We start from the raw sequence: 25,181 nt of genomic DNA, 5'->3' as shown, positions 1-25,181 counted from the left end.
CGAGCCTGCTCGCGAAGCGGTTGTTCAGTCGATATCAATGCCGACCGTGGCGTCGTCTTCGCGAGCAGGCTCGCTCCCACATGGGTAGGTGTTGGTGTCAGAAACTCATATCCACTTTGGTCCAGAGCGTGCGCCCCGGTTCATTAATTGCCTGTGGGTCATTGGCCGGGTAACCGAACCCGGCGTTGCCAGCCAGGTTCAGGTGCTCGGCGTAGGCTTTGCCGAACAGGTTGTCGACGCCGCTGCTGACCTTCCAGTGCTGGTTGATGCGGTACGCGCCGTTGAGCGAGAACACGCCGAAGCCGGAGCTCTGGGCGTAATCCTTGCCGACCACGTTGCCCTTGTTCGCGTCGATGCGGTGCTGCGCGGCGACCACTCGCCAGAGTGCGCCGGCGCTCCAGTTGTCTTGGCTGTAGGTCAGGCCGAAACGCGCATCCAGCGGCGGCATCTGCGGTAATGCCGAGCCGTCACTGCTGTTCTTGCCCCAGGCGTAGGCCAGGGTCGCATCGGCTTTCCAGTTGTCGGTCAGGTTGTAGGCAGCTCCGAGTTCGCCACCCATGATCCGCGCGTCAATGTTCTCCGCGCGCGAGGTGCTCATGCCCATCATTCCCGGCGTGTAGTCGAACAGGATGTAATCGCGTACCACACCGATGTAACCCGAGGCCCAGGCTTCGAGGTCGGCGCTCCTGTAGTTCACGCCGAAGTCGAACTGCGTGGTCTTTTCCGGTTTGATCGAGTCGAACGCATTGACCGATCCTGCCGGGCCGGACTTGGGTGAAAACAACTCCCAGTAATCCGGGAAGCGTTGCGCGTGGCCGAGGCCTGCATAGAGCGTGGTCGGGCTGTCGGCGAGGTCATGCTCGTAACGGATGAAGCCGCTGGGCAGGGTGTCGGCGCGGGTGTCGCCGGCGGTCGGGTTGGGGCGGGACATCATCCCCGAGCCGGTGGTCTGCCGATAATCCTTGGCCGAAGCACGGTCGACACGGGCGCCAGTGATCAGGCGATCACGCTCGGCGGCGTACCAGGTCATTTCGCTGAACACGCCGTAGTTATGGAAATCGGCGTCCTTGCTGTACGGCAGGTCCTTGTAGGTATCGATGCCCATTGCACTGCGCTGGCGGTGCTCGTTGGTCTGTGCGTCGAGGCCGGTGATCAGCTGAACATCAGCCCAGCGCCAGGTTGCTTTGATCCGTGCGCCGAGGGTACGACGGTCGACGTTGGACGCCATGGGCCCTGCCATGATCCCGGTGGCGGACGGGGTGCGCAGGGTGTAATTGTCCATCACATGGTCGGCGTAGTTGTAGTAGACCTGCGCCTCGAGTTTTTCCAGCACCTCGCTGATGTTGGATTTTTCCAGGCGCAGGCCAAGGCTTTCGCGCAGGAATTGCGAACCGTCCATGCCGCGCCCGGCATACCGCGCCTCGCCGTCGCCCTTGCCGGCCGTGAGTTCGATCAAGGTGTCGGCATCCGGCGTCCAGCCCAGTGCGACATCGCCGTTCCACTTGTCGTAACGCGAGGCGACGATGTCTTTGTTGCCATCGCGGTAATCGTCGGAATGCGCGGTGTTGCCGATGACGCGCACGTAGCCCAACGGACCGCCGGCAGCCGCGTCGACAACCTTGTCGAAACGCCCATGCGAGCCAGCCAGGATGCTGGCGTTGACGCGAGTGCCGAGTTCGCCGAAGTTCTCCGGCTCACGGTCGAACAGCACCGTACCGGCCGATGCGCCCGGCCCCCAGAGGACAGTCTGCGGACCTTTGATCACCGTGAGTTTGTCGTAGGTTTCCGGTGAAATATACGAAGTCGGCGCGTCCATCCGGCCAGGGCAAGCGCCGAGCATCATGCTGCCGTTGGTGAGGATATTCAGGCGCGAACCAAACATCCCGCGCAGCACCGGATCGCCGTTGGTGCCGCCATTGCGCACCAGAGCGAAGCCGGGAATGGTTTTCAGGTAATCGCCACCGTCACTGGCCGGCACCGGTTGGCGCGGATCCTTGGGGTTGGTGACGATCGTCAGTGGTGAGCTCGGGGCGATGGCAGTGATCACCGTCGGACTCAGTTCACTTTCGTGGCCGGTGTGATCATCAGCCAGCGCCAGCGGTGTCAGCAGTACGCCGCAAAGGACGGCAATCGCGTGCCTGCAACGAATCCGCGATTCATTCAGGGCAAAGTGCGCGCGGGCAGATTCCGCGCAGGGGACAGCAGTAAACCTGGACATGACAATTTCCATCGAACAGTCGTAAACACCACGGCCGGCAGCCTGGAGCTGTCTTCTCAACCGTGTGCAATCAGAGGTGCGTGTTTACGTGGCGATGGGCGGGGCGCGGGTGCGGGCGCCGGGGAAGAAGGGTTGGCGGGCATGGCCCAGACGCGGGGAGGATGGGGTGAAGGTGTTCGGTGGCGGGATGTTGAAGGCGACGAAATCGCCGCCGCCGGTCAGTGCCGGGCAATTGAACAGCAGGCTGCAATAGCCGCATTTTTCCCACAGCACGTGATGCGAAGATTGCGGCGGGCAATGCTCGGCCGCAGGCTGGGCTGCATGGCCGCTGTGATCCATGCCGGGCATGTCCATCGACATGTCCATGCTCATTGGCATCGACGTCGAGGCGTGTTGATCCATCGGCATCGACTGAGAAATCAGTGGACCGATGAAAATCATCAGCATGGCGAACAGGGCGATCCAGCTGCCACGCGTCAGCGCTTGAGTCTGACAGTGATGCGGGACGGGCCTGGTGCGCAACGGACGCATGGGCGAAGTCAGCCGAAACGGTTACTGAGCGTGCACGTGGCCCTGAGCGGATTCCGGCGCTTTCTTCTGCACGGCAACTTCAACGCTGACGTCACCGGCCTTTTCGAAATGCAGGGTCACCGGGAAACGCTTGCCGTCGCTGAGCAGACTGCGATCGCTCGGGTTGAGCAGCATCACGTGATAAGCCATCGGCGCGAAGGTCACGGTGCCGCCGGCGGGGATTTGCACGCTCGGTACTTGCTGCATCTTCATCAGATCGCCCTGCATCACGTGCTCGTGCAACTGCGCTTGTGCAGCGATGGGCGAGTCGACGCTGAGCAGGCGATCGGCGCTTTTGCCGGTGTTGTGAATGATGAAGTAGGCGGCGACAGTCGGCGCATTCGGCGGCAGTTCCTGCGACCACGGATGGGCGATTTCCAGCGCATCCGCTTTGTATTCATGGGCATGGGCGAAGCACGCCGGCAACAACAGCGCGGCGAGGACGAAGAGTTTCTTCAACATGGCAGTTCTCCAGAACGATTTGAAACGCGGATTTGTGGCGCGAACAAATCAGACCAGAGGGGAAGCACGGGGATTGAGACTCGGCCATTGCTGGCGCGGCGTCGGGGCTTGCAGGGAGACGGGCGCAACGCTGCGGTTGCTTTCAAATTGCGCGAAATACAGCTGCGGCGAATGCCCCGGCAGCGCCAGCAATGGCGCCCCACCTGAGCAACACCAGCAGTGCTGCATGTTCGAATGGCTGTCGTTCTGCGGGGCCTTCTGATCCGTGGCACCGATGTCGATCGCCACCATCTTCATGCCGCTGCCGGTGCAGAAACTGCTCCAGAGTATCTGCTCGGCCGGTGAACTGGCCGCCTGCGCCATCGCCCCGCTCAGCGGCATGGCGAGCATGTTGAACAGCACTGCAAGGCAGGCGATCCAGGCAAATGCTAACCGGCGTCGGTTCATGGGACAGGTCCGTTGGGTGGGCGATCAGGCGCGGCCCATTTAGCCTGATCAGGGCCGATAAGTAAAAAAGCGTCGTGCGGTTTGGTGTCGCAGTGCTTGCTGCAAAAGTTGTAACAGTCTGCGCCCCGTTTCGATTTCGCCGCCGTGAATGAGTGTAGCGGCTTCGACTCGCAATGCCTGGGCGAAATCCGCATCGGTCTCTATTCGTGCTCGTATGGTCTGCATAACGTCTCGACCTGCTGCTCGGTTAAGTTGCCCATCTCCCGAGTCTTCCAGTTCACAGCCCTTGATGTATTGGCCCAGATCCGCTGGGGGGTTTCAGGTAGTCCCGAACGTCTTCGCGAGCAGGCTCGCTCCCACAAAGGGCCGTGCCGATTCAGTGGGAAAGGGCAGCGAGGACTTCAGCGACTGATCCAAACTCCCGATCAACCCCCGGCAACCCCGGGCGCTTCAACACCAGCACCGGCACTCCCCGCTTACGCGCCACCTCCAGCTTCGGCTCAGTCGCGCTGCTGCCGCTGTTCTTGCTGATCAGCACATCGATCTGCCTGCGCTCGAACAGCGCTCGCTCGTCTTCCAGCAGAAACGGCCCACGGGCGCCGATCACTTCGCAGCGTGGGTTGCCGGGATAGATGTCGAGGGCGCGCAGGGTCCAGAACTGGTGGGCGGGGATTTCGTCGAGGTGTTGCAGCGGTTCACGGCCGAGGGTGAACAGCGGGCGGTGGAACGGTTGCAGCGCTGTGATCAGTTCGGCCCAGTCACTGACCTCGCGCCAGTCATCGCCTGCTTGCGGCTGCCAGGCGGGGCGGCGCAAGGCCCAGCAGGGAATGCCGGCAAGCTGTGCCGCGCGGGCGGCGTTGGCGCTGATTTGTGCGGCGTACGGGTGCGTGGCGTCGAGCAGCAGATCGACACCTTCATCGGCGATGAACTGCGCCAGACCCTCCGCGCCGCCATAGCCGCCGACCCGAACCTGGCAGCGCAAATCGCTCGGCACCCGGCCAACGCCGGCGAGGCTGTAGATATGTTGTGGGCCGAGCGTGCGGGCAATCGCCAGCGCTTCAGTCACACCGCCGAGCAGCAGGATCCGTTTCATGCAAAACCCCCGGCGTGGCCGACAATCCCGCCCTGACGATCAATGGCAAACACCTCGACCTGGACCTGCGCCGGCACTACGCTGCGAGCGAAATTCAGCGCATGGCGACAAACCTCATCCCCCAAAGCAATGCCCGCCGTGCTGGCCATGGCCAAGGCTTGTTGGCTGGTATTGGCTTCGCGAATGCCTTGCTGCAACGCCGGGTCCGCGCCAATCGCCGCCGCCCATTCGGCCAGCTGCGGCAAATCGATGCTCGAATGCCGCGAATGCAGATCCATATGCCCGGCGGCGAGTTTGCTGATCTTGCCGAAGCCGCCGCACAGGCTGAGTTTATCCACAGGTACTTTGCGCAGATGCTTGAGCACCGCACCGACGAAATCACCCATCTCGATCAGGGCGATTTCCGGCAGGTCATAGACCCGGCGCATGGTGTCTTCGCTGGCGTTGCCGGTGCACGCAGCGATGTGCAGATAGCCGTTGGTTTTCGCCACGTCGATGCCCTGATGGATCGAGGCGATGTAAGCGGCGCAGGAAAACGGTCGGACGATGCCGCTGGTGCCGAGAATCGACAGGCCGCCAAGAATGCCCAGCCGTGGATTCATGGTTTTCAGCGCCAGTTCTGCGCCGCCCTCGACATTGACCGTGACTTCGAAGCCGCCGCCGTAGCCGGTTTCGGCGGCGAGCAAGGTCAGATGATCGCTGATCATTTTGCGTGGCACCGGATTGATCGCCGGCTCGCCGACGGCCAATACCAGACCTGGTCGGGTCACCGTGCCGACGCCGACACCGGCGTTGAAGCGAATTCCCGGTTCGGCTGACAGGCGCACCTGTGAGTAAAGCAGGGCGCCGTGGGTGACATCAGGGTCATCGCCGGCATCCTTGATCGTACCGGCTTCGGCGCCGTCTTCGCTCAGTCGGCAGAACTCCAGGCGCATCTGCACCTGTTTGCCCTTGGGCAAAGTGATGTGCACCGCGTCGGCAGCGATGCCGGTGAGCAACAGGCGCGCAGCGGCGAGGCTGGTGGCGGTGGCGCAGCTGCCGGTGGTGAGACCGCTGCGCAGGGGCGCGGGTTGTTCGGCGGTTTCGTCACGCATCGAGGGGTTTGACCAGTTCCAGCAGGGTGATCGGCAATGCCTGACGCCAGGTGTCGAACTCGCCGAGCGGCTGCGCCTGGGCGACATGGATGCGCGTCAGCTCACCGCCGTATTGTTCGCGCCAATGCATCAGGGTGACTTCGCTTTGCAGGGTCACGGCGTTCGCCACCAGACGGCCGCCGGGCTTGAGCCGGTCCCAGCAGATTTCGAATACACCCTCACGGGTGACGCCGCCGCCGATAAAAACAGCGTCCGGCCGTTCGAGGTTATCCAGTGCTTGCGGCGCCTTGCCACGAATCAGTTGCAGGCCGGGTACGCCCAGCGCATCGCGGTTGTGTTCGATCAATTGCTGACGGCCCTCGTCGGCCTCGACCGCCATGGCACGACAGCTCGGGTGCGCACGCATCCACTCGATGCCGATCGAGCCGCTGCCGGCGCCGACATCCCAGAGCAGTTCGCCGGGTTTCGGCGCCAGGCGGGCGAGGGTGATGGCGCGCACGTCGCGCTTGGTCAACTGGCCATCGTGACGGAACGCCGAATCGGGCAAACCGGCGAGGCGCGACAGGCCGGCAACACCGGAGTCGGCCAGGCACTCGACAGCGACGACATTGAGGTCGGCGACCGCCAGGTCGTCCCATTCGCTGGCGCGGCGTTCGATACGTCGTTCGGCGGCACCGCCCAGGTGCTCTAGCACAGTCATGCGACTTGGGCCGAAACCACGCTCGCGGAGCAATTGCGCAACGGCGGCCGGGCTGCTGCCGTCATTGCTCAGCAGCAACAGACGCACGCCGCTGAACAGATGCGCATTGAGCGCCGCCAGCGGACGCGCCACCAGCGACACAACCGTCACCTCTTGCAACGGCCAGCCCAGGCGCGCCGCCGCCAATGCGCAGGACGAAGGGGCGGGGATGATCGCCATCTCGGCGCTCGGCACATGACGCGCCAGACTGGCACCGACGCCGTAAAACATCGGATCACCGCTGGCCAGCACGCAGACCGGCTCGCCACGCGACTCGAGCACTGGCGCGAGGGAAAACGGACTCGGCCACAATTGCCGCTCGCCGCCGATGCACGGCGGCAGCAGGTCCAGCTGACGCTGGCCGCCGACGATCCGCGAAGCGCCCAGCAGAGCACGCCGGGCATTCTTGCCCAGGCCCTTGAAGCCGTCTTCACCAATACCCACAACGGTCAGCCAATCGCCCATTTCATACTCCAGATCCTGCGTCCAGCGAAGCGGGCGACATGATAACGCGACAATCGATAACTGGCTGCTGTCCTTTTTTCAGGAGCGCCGACATTGAATGTTTACATTGTTTTTTGTGATTTTTCGAGTTCTTCGCAAGTATTGAATCGGCGTTCCGCTGAAAGTACTTGTGAATATCTGGAAGGTACTTTTTTAGTAAGTTGAATAATCGAATGGATAATTGAAATGAGCGATGTTTTGAACAGTATCTCGGCACTGCCCAACCAAGGCAGTGCGACAGTGATGGGGAATAATCTGTTGTCCTTCTTTTCCGGGTTGACGCCGGAAGACAAACGATTCGTCAAAGACAGTATGCGCTGGGCAGAATACAGAGCCGATTTGCGTCATAACAGAAACAGTGAGCCAGCTGCTTGGTTCGAATATTATTCTGGGGTGCTTTGGTCTGTCGGCTGGAGCCTGGAGCAGGCTCCGGTAATCCATGTTGACAAGAACTTCACCGGCAATGCGCTGGACGTCTGGGCGCGATCCTTGTCGCAACAACTAAGTCGGGAGAAAGTCGGGCTAATGAAGGAAGCGTTCCATATGCTTGAGACACATTCAGATGCAATAGATGTATTTAGAGGTGGCGCTCGGGAGTGGAGCGATTTTCGTTTTTCTCCTGCTCAATACAATTTCAATAGGGAGTTGGAGATTGTCGTCAGTAATGTTCGCTTGCTTGATGCGAAGTGGTCCTCTACCTATTTGTTCTGGACTATTCAACATACGGGTTCGGAGCTTGATATCCGCTCCAGGCGCTTCTTGATCAGGTCTGCCGCGATAAATGAAAATCGGCTTCAGTTGGCTGCAGCAGTACTTGATATGCGCACGCGTGAAATTGAGTTGGCTCAGGGCGCTTGATGTTAGTTGGAGAGCTTTGTTTGCTGGTTTGTATGATGGTCTGAAATTAAATGCATGGATTTTCGATTTGATTAACTCCGGCGCTGTGATTAATTTGTTTTCCACACCAGGTCGGTGTTTCAACTATGAAAGGAATCCATTTATGACTGAGCTGAATAAAGATGTAATCTCCGCTGTTGAGCGGTTTAATTTGATTGCACAAACCAATGAGTTTATCGCTGCGCAGCCAGTGCTGCGCTCGCGTTCGGCAAGTGTTGGCAGTAGCTTGCCGATTGATAAAGATGAACTGAATGCTGCAATCATGGGCTCGGGTATTGCAGGTTTTGATGCAAGCATGTCCAAGCGCAGCAAGCGAATCGTTAAAAACACCTACATGTATGCCGATCTGGTTGCCTTGCTCAAGTATCCGGCCTCCAGCCAAAAGGAACAGCGCTATAACGAGTTTATGCGATTGATGAAACTGGCTGGCTGGTTTGCTTTCAGCCAGCCTTATAATCGATATACCGCTACTTCGCAAAAACTGACCATGGATAATGTTGTCCTGTCTGTTCTGCATACCGCTGTTAGTGCAGCAGTAGGACAGGGCCAGGCAGCCCTTAAATTATTGTCCACTGTGGCAGATGCGACCATGGATGCGCTGAAAAATGAACCACAGGCCCTGACGCTGTTCGAGAACAACTCGAAGAAAGCCGAAGGTGGCAACTTTTGCATGAGTGCGGCTTCGCAGGATGATGAAGGTGGTATCACCCTGGCAATCGCTGCTGTGCAATATCTGGCTTCGGCTCAACCTACCAAAGTACTGTTTGTAGAGTGGGCTACATCTGCTGTGGAGATTTATAACGCCGGCGCCACGATGTATATGGATGAGGAAGACTATGCAATGGTAGAACCGTTGATTGTCAAGGCTCTGACTGAGCAGCGTGAGAAAGCGCTCAGCTACGAATTTGGCCAATCGGTCTGAAAGTGATTAATGCCAGAGGCGCAAGCCTCTGGTTTTTTTTGTGGGAGATGCAAATGTTCGCGATTTCGAAGGTTTTCGTATGCGCAGGGGCATTAGTGCTGGTGAGTAAAGAGCTGTCGGCATCTGACATTGACGATAGTCTCGATGCGCTGCTTTATTCACAAACGGTCGCCTCGCATAAAGTTCCCGATGCTGTTGAATGCGATGCATGGAATGACGCCAATAAAACGGCTTTGAAGGTCACCGGTGCTTTGTTTTTCGACGATCCGGTTATCAGCGCGCCGGTCACTACGCCCGATACTTTTACTCTGCTGGAGTTGACTCAAGAACTCTTGCAAGGTTGGGCGCCGGCAGTTTTGAACCAACAGGTAATTGCCAATCTGACCTCGCAACTGGAGAGCAACGGTGCTGCCCTTGAGTTGCTTCAGCGAAATATTCTGCAAGAGGGCAAGTCGATTCGCTTCATGCTTGGCAGCGTATCTGCGGAATCAACGATTACGATGGTCGTCATTTCGTTTGCCGTCAAAGAGCCTGTTCCGGGCAATGTGCTTGAGCGACGCTTCAATGCTGAGCAGATCGTGGGCAACCTTGCTGTTGATTGCTACAAGGCTCTTATAGATGCCGATGATTACTGTTTCTCGAGAGCCAGGATTATTGCGTTATTGGGTGAGCGGCGCGAAAAGCAGATTATCGCCCTGACCTGAGAGCGCGGCAGAGGCAACAACTGAAGCCTGCCTGCCCCACCGGTCGAGACAGAGGGCAGACTTTTCATACCGGTGGGCAAAGCAGGCATAATACTGCGCCTTCGCCCGCGAAGCGCTTCTGCCACACAACCGGTCAGCCCCTTGAACGAACGCCCGATGTCCACCGCCTTACGCCCCTCGGCTTGCCCGGGGTTGCTGCGTATCGTCCAGGCACTGGACGGCGGTATCTGTCGGATCAAGCTCGATGGCGGTTCGATCAGCGCGGATCAGGCCGATGCGGTGGCCGCTGTCGCCGAAGCGTTTGCGAGCGGTGCGATCGAAGCGACCAACCGCGGCAACCTGCAGATTCGCGGCATCGGTGCGCAATCGGCAGCGCTGATCGAGCGCTTGCTGGCCGCTGGCCTCGGGCCAAAGAACGCTGCCGGCGACGATGTGCGCAATCTGATGCTCAGCCCGGCCGCCGGCATCGATCGGCAGATGCTGATCGACACGCGCTCGCTCGCAGGGCAAATCCTCGACACCTTGCAAAGCCATCCGCGCTTCCATGAGTTGAGCGCCAAGTTCGCCGTGCAGCTCGATGGCGGCGAAGCGCTGGCGATGCTCGAACATCCGCACGATCTGTGGCTGTCGGCATTCGAGCGTGACGGCGAAGTCCTCTGGGCATTCGGTCTGGCCGGTTGCCCGACCGATCGCCCTCTCGGCGCTGTGACTCAGGACAACGCTCACGCGCTGGTGGTCGCCGCGCTGGAACTGTTCCTCGACCTGGCCCGGCCAGAGCAAACACGGATGCGCCATCTGCTCGATGAGTTGCCCAGGCTCGCGTTTCTGGAATCGTTGCGCGAGCGCGTATCGCTCAAGGCAATCAGCAATTGGCAGCGCCCGGCGTCGGCAGACGCGCTGCACATCGGCGCTCATCAGCAGAACACGCAAGGCCGCTGCTACGTCGTCGCGGTGCCGCCACTGGGCCGTCTCGATCCGGCGATGCTGCGTGGCGCGGCGCAACTGGCCCGACAGTCTGGCGATGGCAGTCTGCGCTTCACGCCGTGGCAGAGCCTGCTGCTGCCGAACGTGAAAGCCACGGATACCGACAACGTGCTTGAGCAGTTGCGGGCGTTGGGTCTGTTGACGACCGAGGCCGAACCACTGGCTCGCCTGATCGCCTGCACCGGCGCCGATGGCTGCGGCAAAGGCCTTGCCGACACCAAACAGGATGCCCGGCAACTGGCACCTTTGCTGCCCGCAGGGCTCAGCGTGCACCTGTCGGGCTGCTCGCGCTCCTGCGCCGCCGCCCATTGCGCGCCAGCCACGCTGCTGGCGGCCGCCCCCGGTCATTACGACCTCTATTTTCGCGATGCAGCACAGCCCGGATTCGGCACGCTGCACGCCTGCAACCTTACTATTGAAGCGGCCGCGACCCTGCTCGACGCCCGCTCCCGGAGCCCCCTTGATGCTTGATTACATCCGCGACGGTCAGGAGATCTATCGCAACTCCTTCGCGATCATTCGCCGCGAGGCCAATCTGGCGCGCATTCCCGCCGATCTGGAAAAACTGGCGGTGCGGGTGATCCACGCCTGCGGCATGGTCGAGGCCGTCGACGGTCTGCAATTCTCCGAGGGCGCGGGCAAGGCCGGGCGCGATGCTCTGGCGGCCGGTGCGCCGATTCTCTGCGACGCACGGATGGTCTCCGAAGGCGTGACCCGCGCGCGTCTGCCGGCCAATAACCAAGTGATCTGCACTTTGCGCGACGACAGCGTGCCTGAGCTTGCCCGTGAGCTGGGCAACACCCGCTCGGCCGCCGCGCTGGAACTGTGGCGCCCGCACCTTGAAGGCAGTGTGGTGGTGATCGGCAACGCACCGACCGCGCTGTTCTACTTGTTGGAAATGCTCGACGCCGGCGCGCCAAAACCGGCACTGATCCTTGGCTTCCCGGTCGGCTTCGTCGGTGCTGCCGAGTCGAAAGCGGCACTGGCCGCCGACAGTCGCGGCGTGCCGTTCGTGATCATGCAGGGTCGCCTGGGCGGCAGTGCCATGGCCGCCGCCGCCGTCAATGCCCTCGCCACGGAGATCGAATGATGGAGGCCAAAGGACGTCTGATCGGCCTCGGTGTCGGCCCCGGTGATCCGGAACTGATCACCGTCAAAGCCTTGCGCCTGCTGCGCGAATCGCCAGTGGTCGCGTATTTCGTGGCCAAGGGCAAGAAGGGCAATGCGTTCGGCATCATCGAGGCGCATCTGGTCGAGGCGCAGAATCTGCTGCCGCTGGTCTATCCGGTGACCACCGAGGCGTTGCCGGCGCCGCTGTCCTATGAACAGGTCATCAGCGATTTCTACGACGAAGCCGCTGTGGCGGTCGCCGAACATCTGGATGCCGGCCGCGATGTGGCGGTGATCTGCGAAGGCGACCCGTTCTTCTACGGCTCCTACATGTACCTGCATGACCGCCTCGCCAGCCGTTATGAGGCCGAAGTCGTGCCCGGCGTGTGCTCGATGCTCGGCGGCGCTTCGGTGCTCGGCGCGCCGCTGGTGTATCGCAATCAGAGCCTGTCGGTGCTTTCCGGCGTGCTGCCCCAGGAAGAATTGAAGCGGCGTCTGGCCGATGCCGATGCGGCGGTGATCATGAAACTGGGACGCAACTTTCCCAAGGTGCGTCAGGTGCTGGAAGAACTCGGTCTCGCCGAGCGCGCGCTGTATGTCGAGCGCGCGACCATGGCCAATCAGAAGATCGTGCCGATGGATCAGGTCGAGCCGATGTCCTCGCCGTACTTCTCGCTGATCATCGTCCCGGGCGAACGGTGGCAAGGTTGATGAGCCAAGCGACTCCCGCCATCGTCATTCTCGGCCAGGGCAGCCTCGCCACGGCGCGGCGCATTCAACAGGTCTATCCGGCGGCGCAGATCCACGGCCTCGCCGGACGGGTTGAAGGCGCCGACAGCAGCTATCAGGAATTCGGCGCGACCCTGCGCGCGTTGTATCAGCAGGACACACCGATCATTGCCCTGTGCGCGGCCGGCATTGTCATTCGCACGCTGGCGCCGCTGTTGCTGGAGAAAGGCGCCGAACCCGCCGTGCTGGCGGTGGCCGAAGACGGCAGCGCGGTGGTGCCGTTGCTCGGTGGCCTCGGCGGGGTCAACGTCATGGCCCGGGAGATTGCGGCGGCGCTGCAAGTCGCGCCGGCGATCACCACCAGCGGCGAATTGCGCTTTGGCACCTGCCTGCTCAATCCGCCGAGCGGCTATGCACTGGCGGATCTGGAGTCGGGCAAACGCTTCGTTTCCGACCTGCTCGCCGGGCACAGCGTGCGCATCGAAGGCGCGGCGCCATGGCTGGATCAGGCGCAGTTGCCGCAGGATCCGCAGGCGCAGCGGTCGATTCATGTGAGCAGTGCGCAGCGGGTGGCCAGTGCCGATGAATTGCTGATCTACCCGCGCAGTGTGGCGGTGGCGGTGAGTGCTGAGGTGGCGGATCTGCCGAACGCCATTCGCACTGCGTTGCAACAGGCCAGCGTCGCCGTGCCGGCACTGGCGTGTCTGGTGGCAGCAGACGCTGAAATGGCCGCATCGAATTTGCGCGAAGCTGCGCTCGAGTTGGGCGTGCCGCTGCGCTTCGTCGCGGCGCAAAACGATCTTCAGACGTTGGCCCGGGTTGCAGTGCCTGCGGCGAAGGTGATCAGCGCAGAACATCTGGCGATCGCGATTGCCGAGCAACCGCTGGACGTCGCGCAGATCGGCCGCCCGCGTGGTCGCCTCGCGGTCATTGGCCTTGGCCCCGGCGCCGCCGAACTGATGGTGCCAGCGGTGAAAGCCGAACTGGCCCGCGCCACCGATGTGCTGGGTTACGAAACCTACGTACGGATGGCCGGCCCGTTCCGCGATGATCAGGTGCAGCACTGCACCGACAATCGCGAAGAAATGCAGCGTGCCCGCCATGCCTTCAGGCTCGCCGCCGAAGGCCGCTCGGTGATCGTGGTTTCCTCGGGCGACCCGGGGGTATTCGCCATGGCCGCTGCGGTGCTCGAAGCCCTGCACGAATCGGATGACCCGGCGTGGCACAGCGTTGATCTGGAAATCCTCCCCGGCGTCTCCGCCTCGCTGGCCACTGCGGCTCAGGCCGGTGCGCCGCTGGGCCACGACTTCTGTGTGATGTCGCTGTCGGACAACCTCAAGCCGTGGTCGATCATCGAGAAACGTCTGGATCTGGCCGCCGAAGCGGATCTGGCCCTGGCGTTCTACAACCCGATTTCCCGGGCGCGCCCGTGGCAGTTGGGCCGGGCGCTGGAGATTGTTGCGCAGCACCGCTTGCCTGAAACACCGGTGGTGCTCGGTCGGGACATCGGCCGGCCGGGGCAGACGCTGCGCACCACGACCCTGGGCGCATTGACACCGGAACAGGTGGACATGCGCACCATGGTGTTGATCGGCTCTTCGACCACCTCCACCTTCGCCCGTGCCGGGGGCGGTGAATGGGTGTACACGCCGCGTTGGTATGGTGAAAAACCGCTGTCCTGAAAAACCCTCCGCTCATGCAATTCTCAGCGACGGGAAAGTTTGAGCGGTTGTAAGTCCGATTGAAGTTTCAATTGTTTTCCACCAGCAATAAACAATGGTCATGTCCCACAGGGCAGGGCCATTTTTTATGCCCGACGGTCGCGCCGGTCCGCTAATTATTTCGCTGCCGTTACAGCGTACTGCTGCGGTGTTATCAGATATTGCCGGGGACAAGCTTTGTATTCCTTGTTGTTTGTGTGGCGCGTATTCGCCCACTAGGGTGCTGTGTTCACAGCACTTGTCGAGTGTCGTTCAAATCAATCTACCGCTCTGCAGCGGCGCGAAAGTTGTGCGCGGTCAATGAGCCATTTAATAAACAAGGAGTGTGCAATGGCTTTGAAAAACGATTATTCGTTCGGGCGAGCGTTCGTATCTGCGCAAGAGTATTCGGTGATCTCCAGGGCGTTACGGGAGTTCTCTGCCTCGGCGCAGTACCAAGCGCTGAACGACTGTTACCAGCAAGCCAGTCAAACGACCGATCCGGTGTCGTTGTTGACCCTGGCGAGCCTGTTTCAAGAGCAACTTGCAGCGCTGCTCAAACGCAAGAAAACCCCTGTTCCGGTGGTTGTCGATGACATTGCGCGCGGGCTGCAACGTTATCTGTCACGGCTTTCGACGACCGTGGAAATGTTGTCGGGGCTGACCCGGCCGGTGCCGAAAGTCATCCATTTCGTCTGGGTTGGCGGCAGCGAAGTCGGTGTCAATCAGCGCGATTACATGAATATCTGGCGCCAGGTGATGGCGGCGGAGGGTTACCGCTTCAACCTTTGGTACGACAGCGATGCGTTGCTGGCTTTCGAGATGAACCGGGTCATTCTCGACAGTGCCAGGGCTGATGCGATGGCGTCCGGTGGCGCTGCACTCAAGCATGCCGGGCAACTGGCGACGATGATTGAAGACCGCGCACGGGTGTTGAAACAGCAGATGTTCGACTACCTCAGCCAGCCGAAGTGGAATGGGCGAGCCGATCAAGCGCGCATCGATCTGATGGTGCGTGCTTATGGCAAGGACCGCGCGACGCTGCAGGCTTTTCGTCAGCGCTGCCTCGACAGCCATCTGGCGATGGTTGGCGCGGATCTGCAATTACGCGATGTATCTCACACCTTTGCCGATGACTTGCTGGCGGACGTTTACCGCCGCGAAGTGTCGATGCGCGGCAACTTCGCCGCAGCGAGCGATGTGGTGCGCTTGCAGGCAGAACTTCGTGAAGGCGGGCGTTATACCGACATGGATTATCTGCCGCCACTGCTCGATAAGTTGGGCGGTGTCGATGTCAGCGATTACAGCCAGACGCAAAAGATCGGTGTTCTGCAACTTCTGTTGAACAATAACCCGCAGTTGATGCCTGGACGCGATCCACAGCATTACCCCGACAGAACCGACAGTCTTCCACAACAACATAAACAACTTCTCGAGGATTTTGCTCGCAGCAAACCGGACCCGCTTGAACTGTTCGTGCCGCCGCAAACCGTGGAGGCCGGCGAGAACGGCTTTCGCATGGGGCTGCAAATCGACGAGGAAATGAATGCACATTTCATCGCCCAGCCGGGCAGCGGCATGACGTTGTCGATCATGCAAGTCATTCGGCTTAATTACGACGTGCTCGCGGAAGTGGAAAGACGCATGGCCAACTCGGGATCCGGGTGGGCCGACAGTGAAATCCTGACCACGGTCGCTGCGGCAGTCATCGAAGAGATGTTGGTCAGGTCGAACTTCACCAACTGGAATGAAGCTTATGCCTACCAATTGCTTAAAGCGGTTGTCACCTATTACCAGGACGGCATTCGTAATGACGCGGGAGGCACGGTAACGCTCACCGGCCCGGGCGCGGCACTCGCCGGATTGCATGAATACATCGAAGCCAATTGCGATCCGTATTTCACTCGTCAGGTGTTGGCGCAACAGCGTTTGCGCGAGGGCTATAACGTCAATACCGAAGAGGAAACCATTTCCGGCTGGATCGTCAGGGGCACGGAAAAAGACTGGCTGGAGATGGAACACGCCCGGTGGGCCGAGGGCAAGCTCAAATCCCGTTATGCCGGACGCTTGTCCGACCTGCTCAGTGATCGAAGCCTGACCTTCGAGCGCGGCTGGCCCGTTGTCGAAGGCAAACCGGTGCTGTTGACCGCGGTGCTGCAACGTTTGATGGATGATCTGGGCGAGCCTTTCATTCGAGCGATGCGAGACAAGTTGAGCGGGGAGGTTACCTTCGATCAAACCGTGGTCATCGACTTCGACACCCGCCAACAGGTGCTGGCGCAAGGACCTGTCGTGGTGCCGACCTCCCATGGCGCGGATTCCGTCAGCCATCTCAACGAACTGTTCAGCCGCATCGCCCACGGAACGCTGCCGCTGGAGCAACTGAGCCCCGCAATGCGGGTCGTGCTCGGCGGCATTTTCGGTGCCACGAGCGTGGACGATGGCGGGTTCGCCGATACCTGGCAACAGGTGCGCGACCTGGCCATCGCCACCGACCGCGACGGCACTTTCGCGCGCTACGATGCGATTGAAAAAGCCGTGCGCCAGCGCCGCTCGGCGGCGTTCGAGAACGGGCTGGAACGCGACCTGCCGACGGCCACATCGACGACCCGCGAACTCAAGGTGCAAGCCATGTCCGAGCCGCTGACGCTGCGCCAGTGGGGCGAGCGTATCGGCCAGATCAAGCGCAGCGCCCGGCATGAGTTCCGCACGCAGATCTTGCAGCGCAGCGGCCAGGTGCGTGATGTCTTTTTCAAGGCTGGCGCGGTGTCGGTCAAGCAGTTGCCGCAGGATCTGTTGCAGCACAACGCAGGCGACCCGGGGCGCCGCTGTTATCCGCTGGTGCTGCTGATGGGCGCCGCCGTTGCAGCTGGCGAGCCGGCGGAGCGGGCGTTGGTCGGGCATGTCGCCAACGCCAGCGCGAGTCCCGACGAACTTGGCTCGCGGGCGTTGCGCAGTGCGCTGGACGAACTGCGCGCCTTGCCCACCGGCGAGGTCGGCAGCGCTCGCGGCGTGCAGCGCATGGACAGCATCATGGCTGCGCTGGACGCCAGTGCGGCACCTGCGGTGCTGCTGCTCGACACCGGCGACCACGCCCTGCTGCTGGCCAAAGTGCGAACCGGTGAGCACGCGGCCTATCGCTTCTACGACCCCAACTTTGCTCTCTATGGGTTTGCCGATGGTGCGCAGTTGCAGCGTGGCGTAGAGCATTATCTGAGCGCAGACGATAACGCGCTGGCGAAGCTTTATGGTCTGGGCGATGCGGCCAATGCGCCATTCAACGTGATCGAACTGGACACCTCGACGATCGCCGAACGCAGGCTGTCATCGGATCTGCGCGTAGACAGTTTTCTGCACAACGTTGCACTGGCCGATCCGCAGGGAGCGTCGATCTGGCACAAGCAAGCGTTGGCCCGCACCCGATCTCTGGGCGAAAACGCTCGACTGGGCGCCAGTCTCGCGCAACTGGATGCACGCTACTGGGCCAGCGAGTTCGAGCAGGCGACCGAGCGCTTGCGCCGTGAGCACAAGGTGGCGGGTGATTACGTGCCGTTGTTCGATACCCTCGGCAACAAAGCCGACGGCGGCCACAGCATTACCCTGATCGATCCGCGCAATGCGCAAAACCCCCTGACGGTGATCACCCGCGATTCGCGCTTTCAGAAAATCAGGCAATACGTCGAACGACTCGTGCAGGGCGGTGCGGCCAGGCCCGGGCAGACGGCTGACCACGACGGTGGGAGCCGGCTGAGTTTTGCCTTTGCGATCCAGACGCTGATCAGTGAAATGCGCCAGCGCGATTACCGCGCTGGCGATACCGTGCCGGCGTTGACCGTTGCTCTGCAGATCCAGGTGTACGTCAGTTATGCACAGCTGGGCTTTGGTGTCGCCAGCGATGCTGTGCAGATCGTCCAACTGGTGCGTCAGGTAGCAGCGGCCGAGCGGGCGTTGCAGCAGGGCTCATTCGCCGCACGCCTGGCAGGACAGGCCACGACGGGCGTTGGTGTGGCATTTTCCGTGGCCAATATCGGCTTCGACATCTACAACCTGACGCAGGCAGAGAATCATGAGCAGCGAGCGCGGTTCTCCACGTCCCTGGCGTTCAACACGGCGGCGCTGGGTCTGGATCTTGTCGCCCTGGCAGCGGGCGGAACGGTGGGCGCGTTCGCCGCAGCGCTGGCTGTGCCGCTACTGGGCGTGGGTATCGGGGTGACCGCCATTGCCAGCAATCTCGGGCAGATCATGGACAAGGCTGCGGCCATTGGCGAGCACCTCTCGCAGATTCACGACGCTTATCAGCAATCTTACGAACGCGCTGGTGCGGTCTTGCAGTTCCCCGCGCTGGCCGTGATCACCGAGGTGGATCTGCACAGCAGAAGGGTGGCGTTCGAGGGGCAGAAGTTTTACCCCTGGAAAGGCAGTGCGCTGGAGCTGCCGCAGTACGACGATGATCCAGCCAGGCGACATGCCGCGATCAACATCCCCAGAGCCTTTCAACGGCCTGCTGTCGGCAGCGTCTGGGGGACCTTGCCCGAGACGCTGGTGCTGCCCTGTTCACCCGTCTGTTACTACGGCTACGAATATCAGCTCGGCAGCGCTGGGGCCGTGCCTTTTTCCACGACCCGCTATCCGCGGTTGCATGACCGTCTGGCACATCAGCTGGAATATGACGCGCTCGGTAACCGGGTGTTTTACCTGTTCAGCACGCCGTTTGCGCCACACATCCTTTACAAGCTGCATCCGGTCTTCATGGCCACGACGATCAAGGTGCAGTTGAGCGCTGAGGTCAGCCAACTGGTGGTTCCGGACCTGCCACCAGAGTGGCGCGAGAAGATTGCCTACCGGATCACCGCGCCGCAGGGGCAATACCGGATTCGATTAGTGCCAGGCCTGCTGGCGGTGAATTTCGAACAAGCGCAGGGCTGGGAACGGGTGACATGGACGGTGCAAGCGTCCTGGGCCCGGGTGGAACAGGTCAGCTTTCGGGAAAAGCCACGGGACAGCATCGACAGCGCACCTGACATGCTGGTCGATGGCGTGATGTTGAATCGTTTCGACGGTGTCATCGAGCTGGCCCAGGGCCTGTTCCGGATCGACTGGGCAGGCCTCAGCCTGCATCTGATCGGTGTTGTTCTCGACTACGAAAACGAAGCTGCGGATCAGCAGCGCAGCGCCGACATGACAGCCAGCGGCATCCCGGCGCCGGTTCTGCGCTATCTGCGCGCTCAGGTCACCAGCGGGCAATTGACCGCAGCGTATTTGCCGTTGCGTAACTTCAGAGTGCCGTTCAATTCGCCGGGCCAACCAGTGGTGACCACCGGTTATTACGACACCGCGCGGGATCGGGTGCTGTTCGCACGTAACCTGCCGCAGGAGGTCAACGAGGGCGTGGTTCTGGCAGGCGTCAGCGCGGGCCATGCGTGGTTTTATCATCCCGATCATCCATCGCTGTGGCGGGTCGATGTGCTGACCGGCATCGTCCAGCATCGCTACCGTCTGAAAAATCCGCGTATGGGATCGACGATCATTGGCTGCCAACAACAAGCCGATGGTGCGCTGCGGATTGTGCAGAAGCTGACGGCAGAAGCGTTGCATGGCACCACCACCATCGAGTATCGGATCACCGGTCGGGATGTGGAGCTGACGGCTTGCAAGATCACTTTCGCGGCAGAGGATTATCGGTTCGAACCGCGCGAAGCGCTTCGACAAATCGATGGCCCGTTCAGGCGCGAATCGCCAGACACGGCCGCCAGCAGCAGCGGCTGGTCTTATGCTCCGTTCATTGTCGTGGAAGGCTATGCCGGGTTGCGTCGGCGCGACCGGGCCTGGCTGAACAAGGCGACGGGCAAGTGCATTCAGGCCGGGCAGGACCGGTCCTGGCCCGAGGACTTGTTGATGCTGGTGCCGTCCAGCGCGGAAAACAACGCGGTGCTGTTCTATAGCCCGCAGGAGCGGACGATCAGCCGCGGCATCGAACCCCGGGTCGGGCATTGGCAGAGTGTGGTGATCGAACACGATGTGGTGGAGGTCACTCAGACCAATCAGCGTTTCATCGCCACCAAGGACGACGGCCGACTGTTCGAAATCGATATCGTCGACGTGCCGGCAGCGGCAGCGATCGACGACGCAATTGTGTTTCAGTACGGGGTACCTTCCCTTGCCCACAGAAGCGATGAGGCGTGGCTCGATCAGGCCGATAAGCCGTCGATTCTGCGGTTCGCCGGTGTCGGGCCGCGTTGGCTGCGGAGACATCCCGATTGGTTGAGCGCATTGCCCGCGCTGGCCACGAAAGCGCCGTTGCTGCCGTTGCCGATCTTCGGTTTACGTGATGTGGCAGGTCAGGCGTTCCTGGCGGCATGGTGTGTCGATGGCAGAATCGCTGTGGCCGATATCGGTCAGGGCAAGGAGCTGGCGCTGCTCGGTCTGACCCCGGATAACAGCGCGGTCTGGTTGCTTGAAATCAGCACCGGACAACTTTATCGCCAGCCGCTGATGGCGATCGAAGCACTGCGGGGAGTGTTTGCCGAGGACCATCGCGTGCTGAAATCGGAGGCGCTCGGCAGGCCTGAAAAGGTCTGGACGTCATGGACTTTTGCTGAGGTGCGACGCCAGGGTGAAGGGCTGGTCGCGCAGACCCTCGACGGGGTGCATCTGCAATTGCTGGATAACCAGCCGGCAATGATCGTTGGCGTGGAAAATCGCTGGTCTCATGTGCCGGGTCAGAGCGATGAACAGTTACGTGCGCGCCTGCGAGCGTTGTTGCACGGACATGCCCACGCGTCTGTCATACAAGTGGCAAGTGCAACCGGACGCTACCTGTATTACCTGCCGCAACTTGACCGGCTGTTCGATCTGGCCGGGCGCAGCGACGGGCAGTGGTCGGCATTTCTCGGTACGCGCGGGTCGAAGCAGCCGATGCTGTTCGACCCGGTCGACCAGTTGATTTTCAGCGCCGGCCCGAACGACGGCGTCTGGCTGCCCGGCAGTTATGCCCAGCGCGACGCCGAAGTCCTGGCGCTCGAGGTGGGTGATGACATGACAGAGATCGAGCCATTGCTGCCCGAAGGCGTCGCCAGGCTGCTGCTGGCTTACGGTTCGCAGACCTCGGGTTATCGGCTGTCGCAAGCGTCCTTCCAGCGCCTGGACTGCATCGTGGTCGATGGACGACAGGCTACAGATGCTGAAACGGCAGAACCTTGCCTGCTGGATCTGGATCTGGACGAGTGCGGGCATTGGTGGATGTCACGGGTCGATGACGATGTGGTGCTGACCGATCCGGACTCCGGACACAGTCTGATCGTGCGTAATTTCGACGGACAACGCCCACTGCTACTGATGCTGCCCATCGCCGGGCGGCCACATACCTTGACGCTGGCTCAAGGGCTGCAAGCCTTCGCCACTGCGCGCGGTGTCGAGGCAACGGTCAGCCTGACAGCGGTGATCGCAGCGCTGCGCTGAGGCCGCCATGCACAACAAAACGCCGCGAACGGTGACCGTACGCGGCGTTTGTTGTGGCGGTTGCACTGCGACAATGCTCAAGGCACCAGATAACCCTTCACACCGGTAAAGATGATTTGCGCTGCCAGCGCGCAAACGAACAATCCCATCAAGCGGCTGACAATCTGCAAGCCCTGATCGCCGAGAATCCGCTCGATGCGATTGGACAGGTACAGCACCACACCGACAGTGAAACTGGCGAGCGCAATACTCATGATTGCGGTGAGCTTGTCGTCCCAGTGCGGCTGGCTGACGCCCATCACCAGCAAGGCGCCGATCGTGCCGGGGCCGACCGTCAGCGGAATGGTCAGCGGCACGATGGTCACGTCCTGCTGCACATTGTCGGCCTGCACCGCCGGTTTGCCCTGAGCCATGCCCAGCGCGGAAATGAACAACACGCTGCCGGCACCGATGCGAAAGGCGTCCACGGTGATGCCGAAGACATCGAAAATCACCCGCCCGAACAAATACAGCAGCACACTGGAAATCAGTGTGGCGAGGGCGACCTTCCACGCCAGACGCCGCTGTTCCTTGCGCGAATAGCCACGGGTCAGGCTGATAAAGCAGGACAACACGAAGAACGGGCTGTAGAGCACCAGCATCTTCAGATAAACGCTGAACAACACATGGAGCATGATGCAAGCTCACTGGCGATGGAGTCGGGGGGAGTCTATCAGGCACCGGACAATCTGTCGGTTTACGACGGCTGGGTCGTGGCCCGGTTCTGCTGATCGCGTTCGGCGACCCAATGCTCGATCAGTTCACGCAGTTGCGACAGCTCGACCGGTTTGGACATGTGCCCGTCCATGCCGGCCTGGCGGGCGCGTTCTTTATGTTCGGCGAGAATGTGCGCGGTGAGGGCGACGATCGGTGTGCGGATGCGCTGATTGCTGACTTCCCAGGCGCGCAGTTGCTGCGTCGCGGAGAAACCATCGAGGATCGGCATTTCGCAGTCCATCAGCACCAGGTCGTAACGCTGGGCCTTCATCGCTTGCAGCGCTTCTTCGCCATTGCTCGCGGTGTCCGGTTGCAGATTGAGCTTGCCGAGCATGCCGCGAATCACTTTGGTCGAAATGGTGTTGTCTTCGGCGACGAGGATGCGGAAGTCGCTCGGCACCTTGGCCGCTGTGGCCGCCGTAACGACCTGCGGCTGGAACACCACCTGGCCCTTGTTGCGTTGATTGAGTTCGTCCGCCAGCGTGGTCTTGAGCGTATAACCGGCCACCGGTTTGGCCAGAATCCGTTTGATCCCGGAATTGCGCGCAATGATCTTGCTCGGCGCGTTGCTGATGCCGGTGAGCATGATCAGCAGAATGTCGTGGTTCAAGCTCGGGTCTTCCTTGATCTTCGCGGCCAGTTGCATGCCGGTCATGCCGGGCATGTTCTGGTCGAGCAGAACCACGTCGAAGTAATCGCGCAGGTGCGCCTTGGTGCGCAGCAGCGCCAGCGCTTCCTTGCCCGACGGCACGGCGCTGACATTCAGGCCCCAGGCGCTGCATTGCTGTACCAGCACTTTGCGACAGGTGTCGTTATCGTCGACTACCAGCACCCGTGCGCCTTGCAGCGGACTGTCCAGATCGGAGGTCGGATGTTCGAGGCGATCCGGGTCCAGTGGCAAGGTCAGCCACAAAGTGCTGCCCTGGGTGGCGCCGCTCTTGATGCCGAACTCGCCTTGCATCAGACGAATCAGTTGGCGCGCAATCACCAGGCCAAGATTGCCACCGAGGCGATTGGCCGAGAGGAAGTGCTTGCTGTGCAATTCGGCGTGCAGAAGCGCCTCGCGCTCTTCCGGCTCCATCGGCACGCCGCTGTCCTGCACGGCAATGCGCAGGCGCGGTTTGCTGCTGCGCTCGTCCAGTGCAACGACGATCAGCACTTCGCCTTCTTCGGTTTTCTTCAGGGCGTTTTCCAGCAGGCTCAGCAAGGTCTGGCGCAGGCGCGTCGGATCGCCGCTGATCACCCGTGGCACTTGCGGCTGGATGAAACTGATCAGCTCGACGTTCTGTTGCTCGGCCTTGGCCCGGTAGATGCTCAGGCAATCGTCGATCAGCGCGTTGAGGTCGAACTGCACGTCATCGAGTTCGATCTGCCCGGATTCGAGCTTGGAGATGTCGAGGATCTCGTTGATCAGCGTCAGCAGTTCGTTGCCGGCGCTGTGGATGGTCTGCACATAATCGCGTTGCTTGACCGACAGCGGCGTGCCCAGCAGCAGCTCGGTCATGCCCAGTACACCGTTCATCGGTGTGCGGATTTCGTGGCTGATCTTGGCGAGGAATTCGGCTTTGGCGTTGATTTCGGCGTTGCTTGCCGCGAGGTCGCGGCTGATGCTGAAACGGCTTTCGGTGATGCTGCGCTGTCGCTCGCCCAAGGCAATGCTCATCAGCAGGCCACTGATGCAGATGAACACCATCAGCGTCATGATCAGGCCTTGCGGCGTAACCAGTGTCAGCCCCAGCAGCGCCGGCAGGATAACCAGGGTGCCAATGTTGAACACGACCATGGCGGCGACGAACAGACGCGCCGGGCGATAGCCTTTTTGCCAGTGATAGAAGCCCACCAGCAACATGCTCAGGCCGGCCAGTGCGACCAGTGCGTAGGTGATGATGTTCAGCGGCAAGGTGTTGACGAACAGCAGCAACAGGCTGCACGTGACGATCAACAGAATGTCGCCCCACAGCAGTTTGTTCAGCGCGTGCTGGCCCAGTGGCGCAAAGAAGCGCAGGGCGAACATCAACCCGGCTGGAGCCGTCAGCAGCAATGCCAGATAAGCGCCCGGCGTCTGAATGGCTTGCCAGTTCGGCAGCCACGGACCGGCGAGGTTGAGCAACAGGAACAGACTCAGCCCCAGCAGGCCCTCACAGATCGCCAGCCACAGACTGCTGCGCGAGCGCGAGTAGGCGTAGCGCACCAGGTTGTGCAGCAGGAGCATGGCGAGGCAGCCGAACAGCAGGCCGAAAATCAGCGTCTGCTTCTGATCGGCGGCGCCTTCGATTGCCGCTTGCAGGGTGATGTGCGGGCGCAGCTGATGGCCGGAAACCATGCGTACGTAGACGTCCAGCGGCTTGTCAGCCTGGGGCAGCGGCAGCATGAAATCGCTGCTCGGCAATGGATGTTCGGCCTGGGGCCGTTCGTTGCCGGTATTGCGTTGCTCGATCAGCCGGTCGCCGTCGAGCACGTAGAGATTGAGTTGGGACAGGTCGGGGGCAAAGATGCGCAGCACTTGTTCGTGCTTGCCCGGCGCCAGTTTGAAGCGCAGCCACAGGGCGCCGTCGGGTTCGGCCGCGGTCAGGCGGTCAAGCTCGATGGGGCTGAATTGATTGGTGTAGCGAGCGGAGCGGATGTCGCTCAGTTGCAGGATGCCCTGATCGTCAAGCAATACCGACCAGCCACTGCCTTGCGCGGCCTGGGCCGGGAGCGTGCAGAGCAAGGTCATCAGCGTGACGGTGAAGCTTATGGCAATCCTGAGCCAGCGCACGGCGAAATCCCTTCGTAGGTTGATGCCAGAATATAA

17 protein-coding genes are annotated in these 25,181 nt (G+C 61.2%); 8 read left to right on the top strand and 9 right to left on the bottom strand.

Annotated features, from left to right (window positions below):
* Positions 1-97: 97 nt before the first annotated feature.
* The 7 genes from ACYSTU_RS08205 to cbiE all read right to left on the bottom strand — a co-directional run bounded on the left by ACYSTU_RS08205 (position 98) and on the right by cbiE (position 7,088).
* Positions 98-2,218: a TonB-dependent copper receptor gene (locus ACYSTU_RS08205; RefSeq protein ID WP_498997369.1), complete on the bottom strand. Its 2,121-nt coding sequence runs from the start codon at positions 2,216-2,218 to the stop codon at positions 98-100.
* An 84-nt stretch (positions 2,219-2,302) separates the two neighbouring features.
* On the bottom strand, positions 2,303-2,749 hold the full coding sequence (locus ACYSTU_RS08200; RefSeq protein WP_490808490.1) for a DUF2946 domain-containing protein: 447 nt from the start codon (positions 2,747-2,749) through the stop codon (positions 2,303-2,305).
* Between the two features lie 21 nt (positions 2,750-2,770).
* On the bottom strand, positions 2,771-3,250 hold the full coding sequence (locus tag ACYSTU_RS08195) for a copper chaperone PCu(A)C (RefSeq protein WP_498997366.1): 480 nt from the start codon (positions 3,248-3,250) through the stop codon (positions 2,771-2,773).
* Positions 3,251-3,298: 48 nt separating this feature from the next.
* A complete protein-coding gene (locus tag ACYSTU_RS08190; RefSeq protein ID WP_073471760.1) occupies positions 3,299-3,697 on the bottom strand; it encodes a DUF2946 domain-containing protein in 399 nt (132 codons plus the stop codon).
* Positions 3,698-4,073: 376 nt separating this feature from the next.
* On the bottom strand, positions 4,074-4,790 hold the full coding sequence (locus tag ACYSTU_RS08185) for a cobalt-precorrin-6A reductase (protein WP_264364461.1): 717 nt from the start codon (positions 4,788-4,790) through the stop codon (positions 4,074-4,076).
* Positions 4,787-5,884 (bottom strand): cobalt-precorrin-5B (C(1))-methyltransferase, encoded by a 1,098-nt coding sequence (locus tag ACYSTU_RS08180; protein ID WP_122881161.1) that lies wholly within the window; start codon positions 5,882-5,884, stop codon positions 4,787-4,789. Before ACYSTU_RS08180 ends, ACYSTU_RS08185 begins: the two co-directional genes overlap by 4 nt.
* Entirely contained in the window at positions 5,877-7,088 is a 1,212-nt protein-coding gene (gene cbiE / locus ACYSTU_RS08175; protein WP_498997362.1) for a precorrin-6y C5,15-methyltransferase (decarboxylating) subunit CbiE, read from the bottom strand. Before cbiE ends, ACYSTU_RS08180 begins: the two co-directional genes overlap by 8 nt.
* A gap of 225 nt (positions 7,089-7,313) precedes the next feature.
* Here cbiE and ACYSTU_RS08170 point away from each other — a divergent pair, with 225 nt between their 5' ends.
* From ACYSTU_RS08170 to ACYSTU_RS08135, 8 genes are all read left to right on the top strand, one after another.
* Positions 7,314-7,985, top strand: a complete 672-nt coding sequence (locus tag ACYSTU_RS08170; RefSeq protein ID WP_425644088.1) for a hypothetical protein — start codon at positions 7,314-7,316, stop codon at positions 7,983-7,985.
* Entirely contained in the window at positions 7,909-8,946 is a 1,038-nt protein-coding gene (locus ACYSTU_RS08165; RefSeq protein WP_498997358.1) for a hypothetical protein, read from the top strand. The genes ACYSTU_RS08170 and ACYSTU_RS08165 overlap by 77 nt, the downstream gene beginning before the upstream one ends.
* A 53-nt stretch (positions 8,947-8,999) precedes the next feature.
* On the top strand, positions 9,000-9,650 hold the full coding sequence (locus ACYSTU_RS08160) for a hypothetical protein (RefSeq protein ID WP_498997355.1): 651 nt from the start codon (positions 9,000-9,002) through the stop codon (positions 9,648-9,650).
* Between the two features lie 156 nt (positions 9,651-9,806).
* Positions 9,807-11,105, top strand: coding sequence for a precorrin-3B synthase (gene cobG / locus ACYSTU_RS08155; RefSeq protein ID WP_243433024.1), 1,299 nt, complete (start codon positions 9,807-9,809; stop codon positions 11,103-11,105).
* Entirely contained in the window at positions 11,098-11,724 is a 627-nt protein-coding gene (locus ACYSTU_RS08150) for a precorrin-8X methylmutase (RefSeq protein WP_024011415.1), read from the top strand. The genes cobG and ACYSTU_RS08150 overlap by 8 nt, the downstream gene beginning before the upstream one ends.
* Entirely contained in the window at positions 11,721-12,455 is a 735-nt protein-coding gene (locus ACYSTU_RS08145) for a precorrin-2 C(20)-methyltransferase (protein ID WP_024011416.1), read from the top strand. The genes ACYSTU_RS08150 and ACYSTU_RS08145 overlap by 4 nt, the downstream gene beginning before the upstream one ends.
* Positions 12,455-14,155, top strand: coding sequence for a precorrin-3B C(17)-methyltransferase (gene cobJ, locus ACYSTU_RS08140; protein ID WP_498997350.1), 1,701 nt, complete (start codon positions 12,455-12,457; stop codon positions 14,153-14,155). The genes ACYSTU_RS08145 and cobJ overlap by 1 nt, the downstream gene beginning before the upstream one ends.
* A gap of 369 nt (positions 14,156-14,524) precedes the next feature.
* Positions 14,525-21,631 (top strand): TcdA/TcdB pore-forming domain-containing protein, encoded by a 7,107-nt coding sequence (locus ACYSTU_RS08135; protein ID WP_498997348.1) that lies wholly within the window; start codon positions 14,525-14,527, stop codon positions 21,629-21,631.
* Positions 21,632-21,708: 77 nt separating this feature from the next.
* Here ACYSTU_RS08135 and ACYSTU_RS08130 read toward each other — a convergent pair whose 3' ends face one another.
* Together ACYSTU_RS08130 and ACYSTU_RS08125 are read right to left on the bottom strand one after the other, a co-directional pair.
* Positions 21,709-22,305 carry a MarC family protein gene (locus tag ACYSTU_RS08130; protein ID WP_016771870.1) on the bottom strand — a complete coding sequence of 199 codons (597 nt, stop codon included), beginning with the start codon at positions 22,303-22,305 and terminating at the stop codon, positions 21,709-21,711.
* Positions 22,306-22,367: 62 nt separating this feature from the next.
* Positions 22,368-25,145: a hybrid sensor histidine kinase/response regulator gene (locus ACYSTU_RS08125; RefSeq protein ID WP_122610421.1), complete on the bottom strand. Its 2,778-nt coding sequence runs from the start codon at positions 25,143-25,145 to the stop codon at positions 22,368-22,370.
* Between the last annotated feature and the right edge of the window lie 36 nt (positions 25,146-25,181).

The sequence above is a fragment of the Pseudomonas glycinis genome, assembly GCF_054871425.1.
Note: the sequence above shows the minus strand (reverse complement) of the source record. Positions and strands in the feature narration are given on the sequence as shown.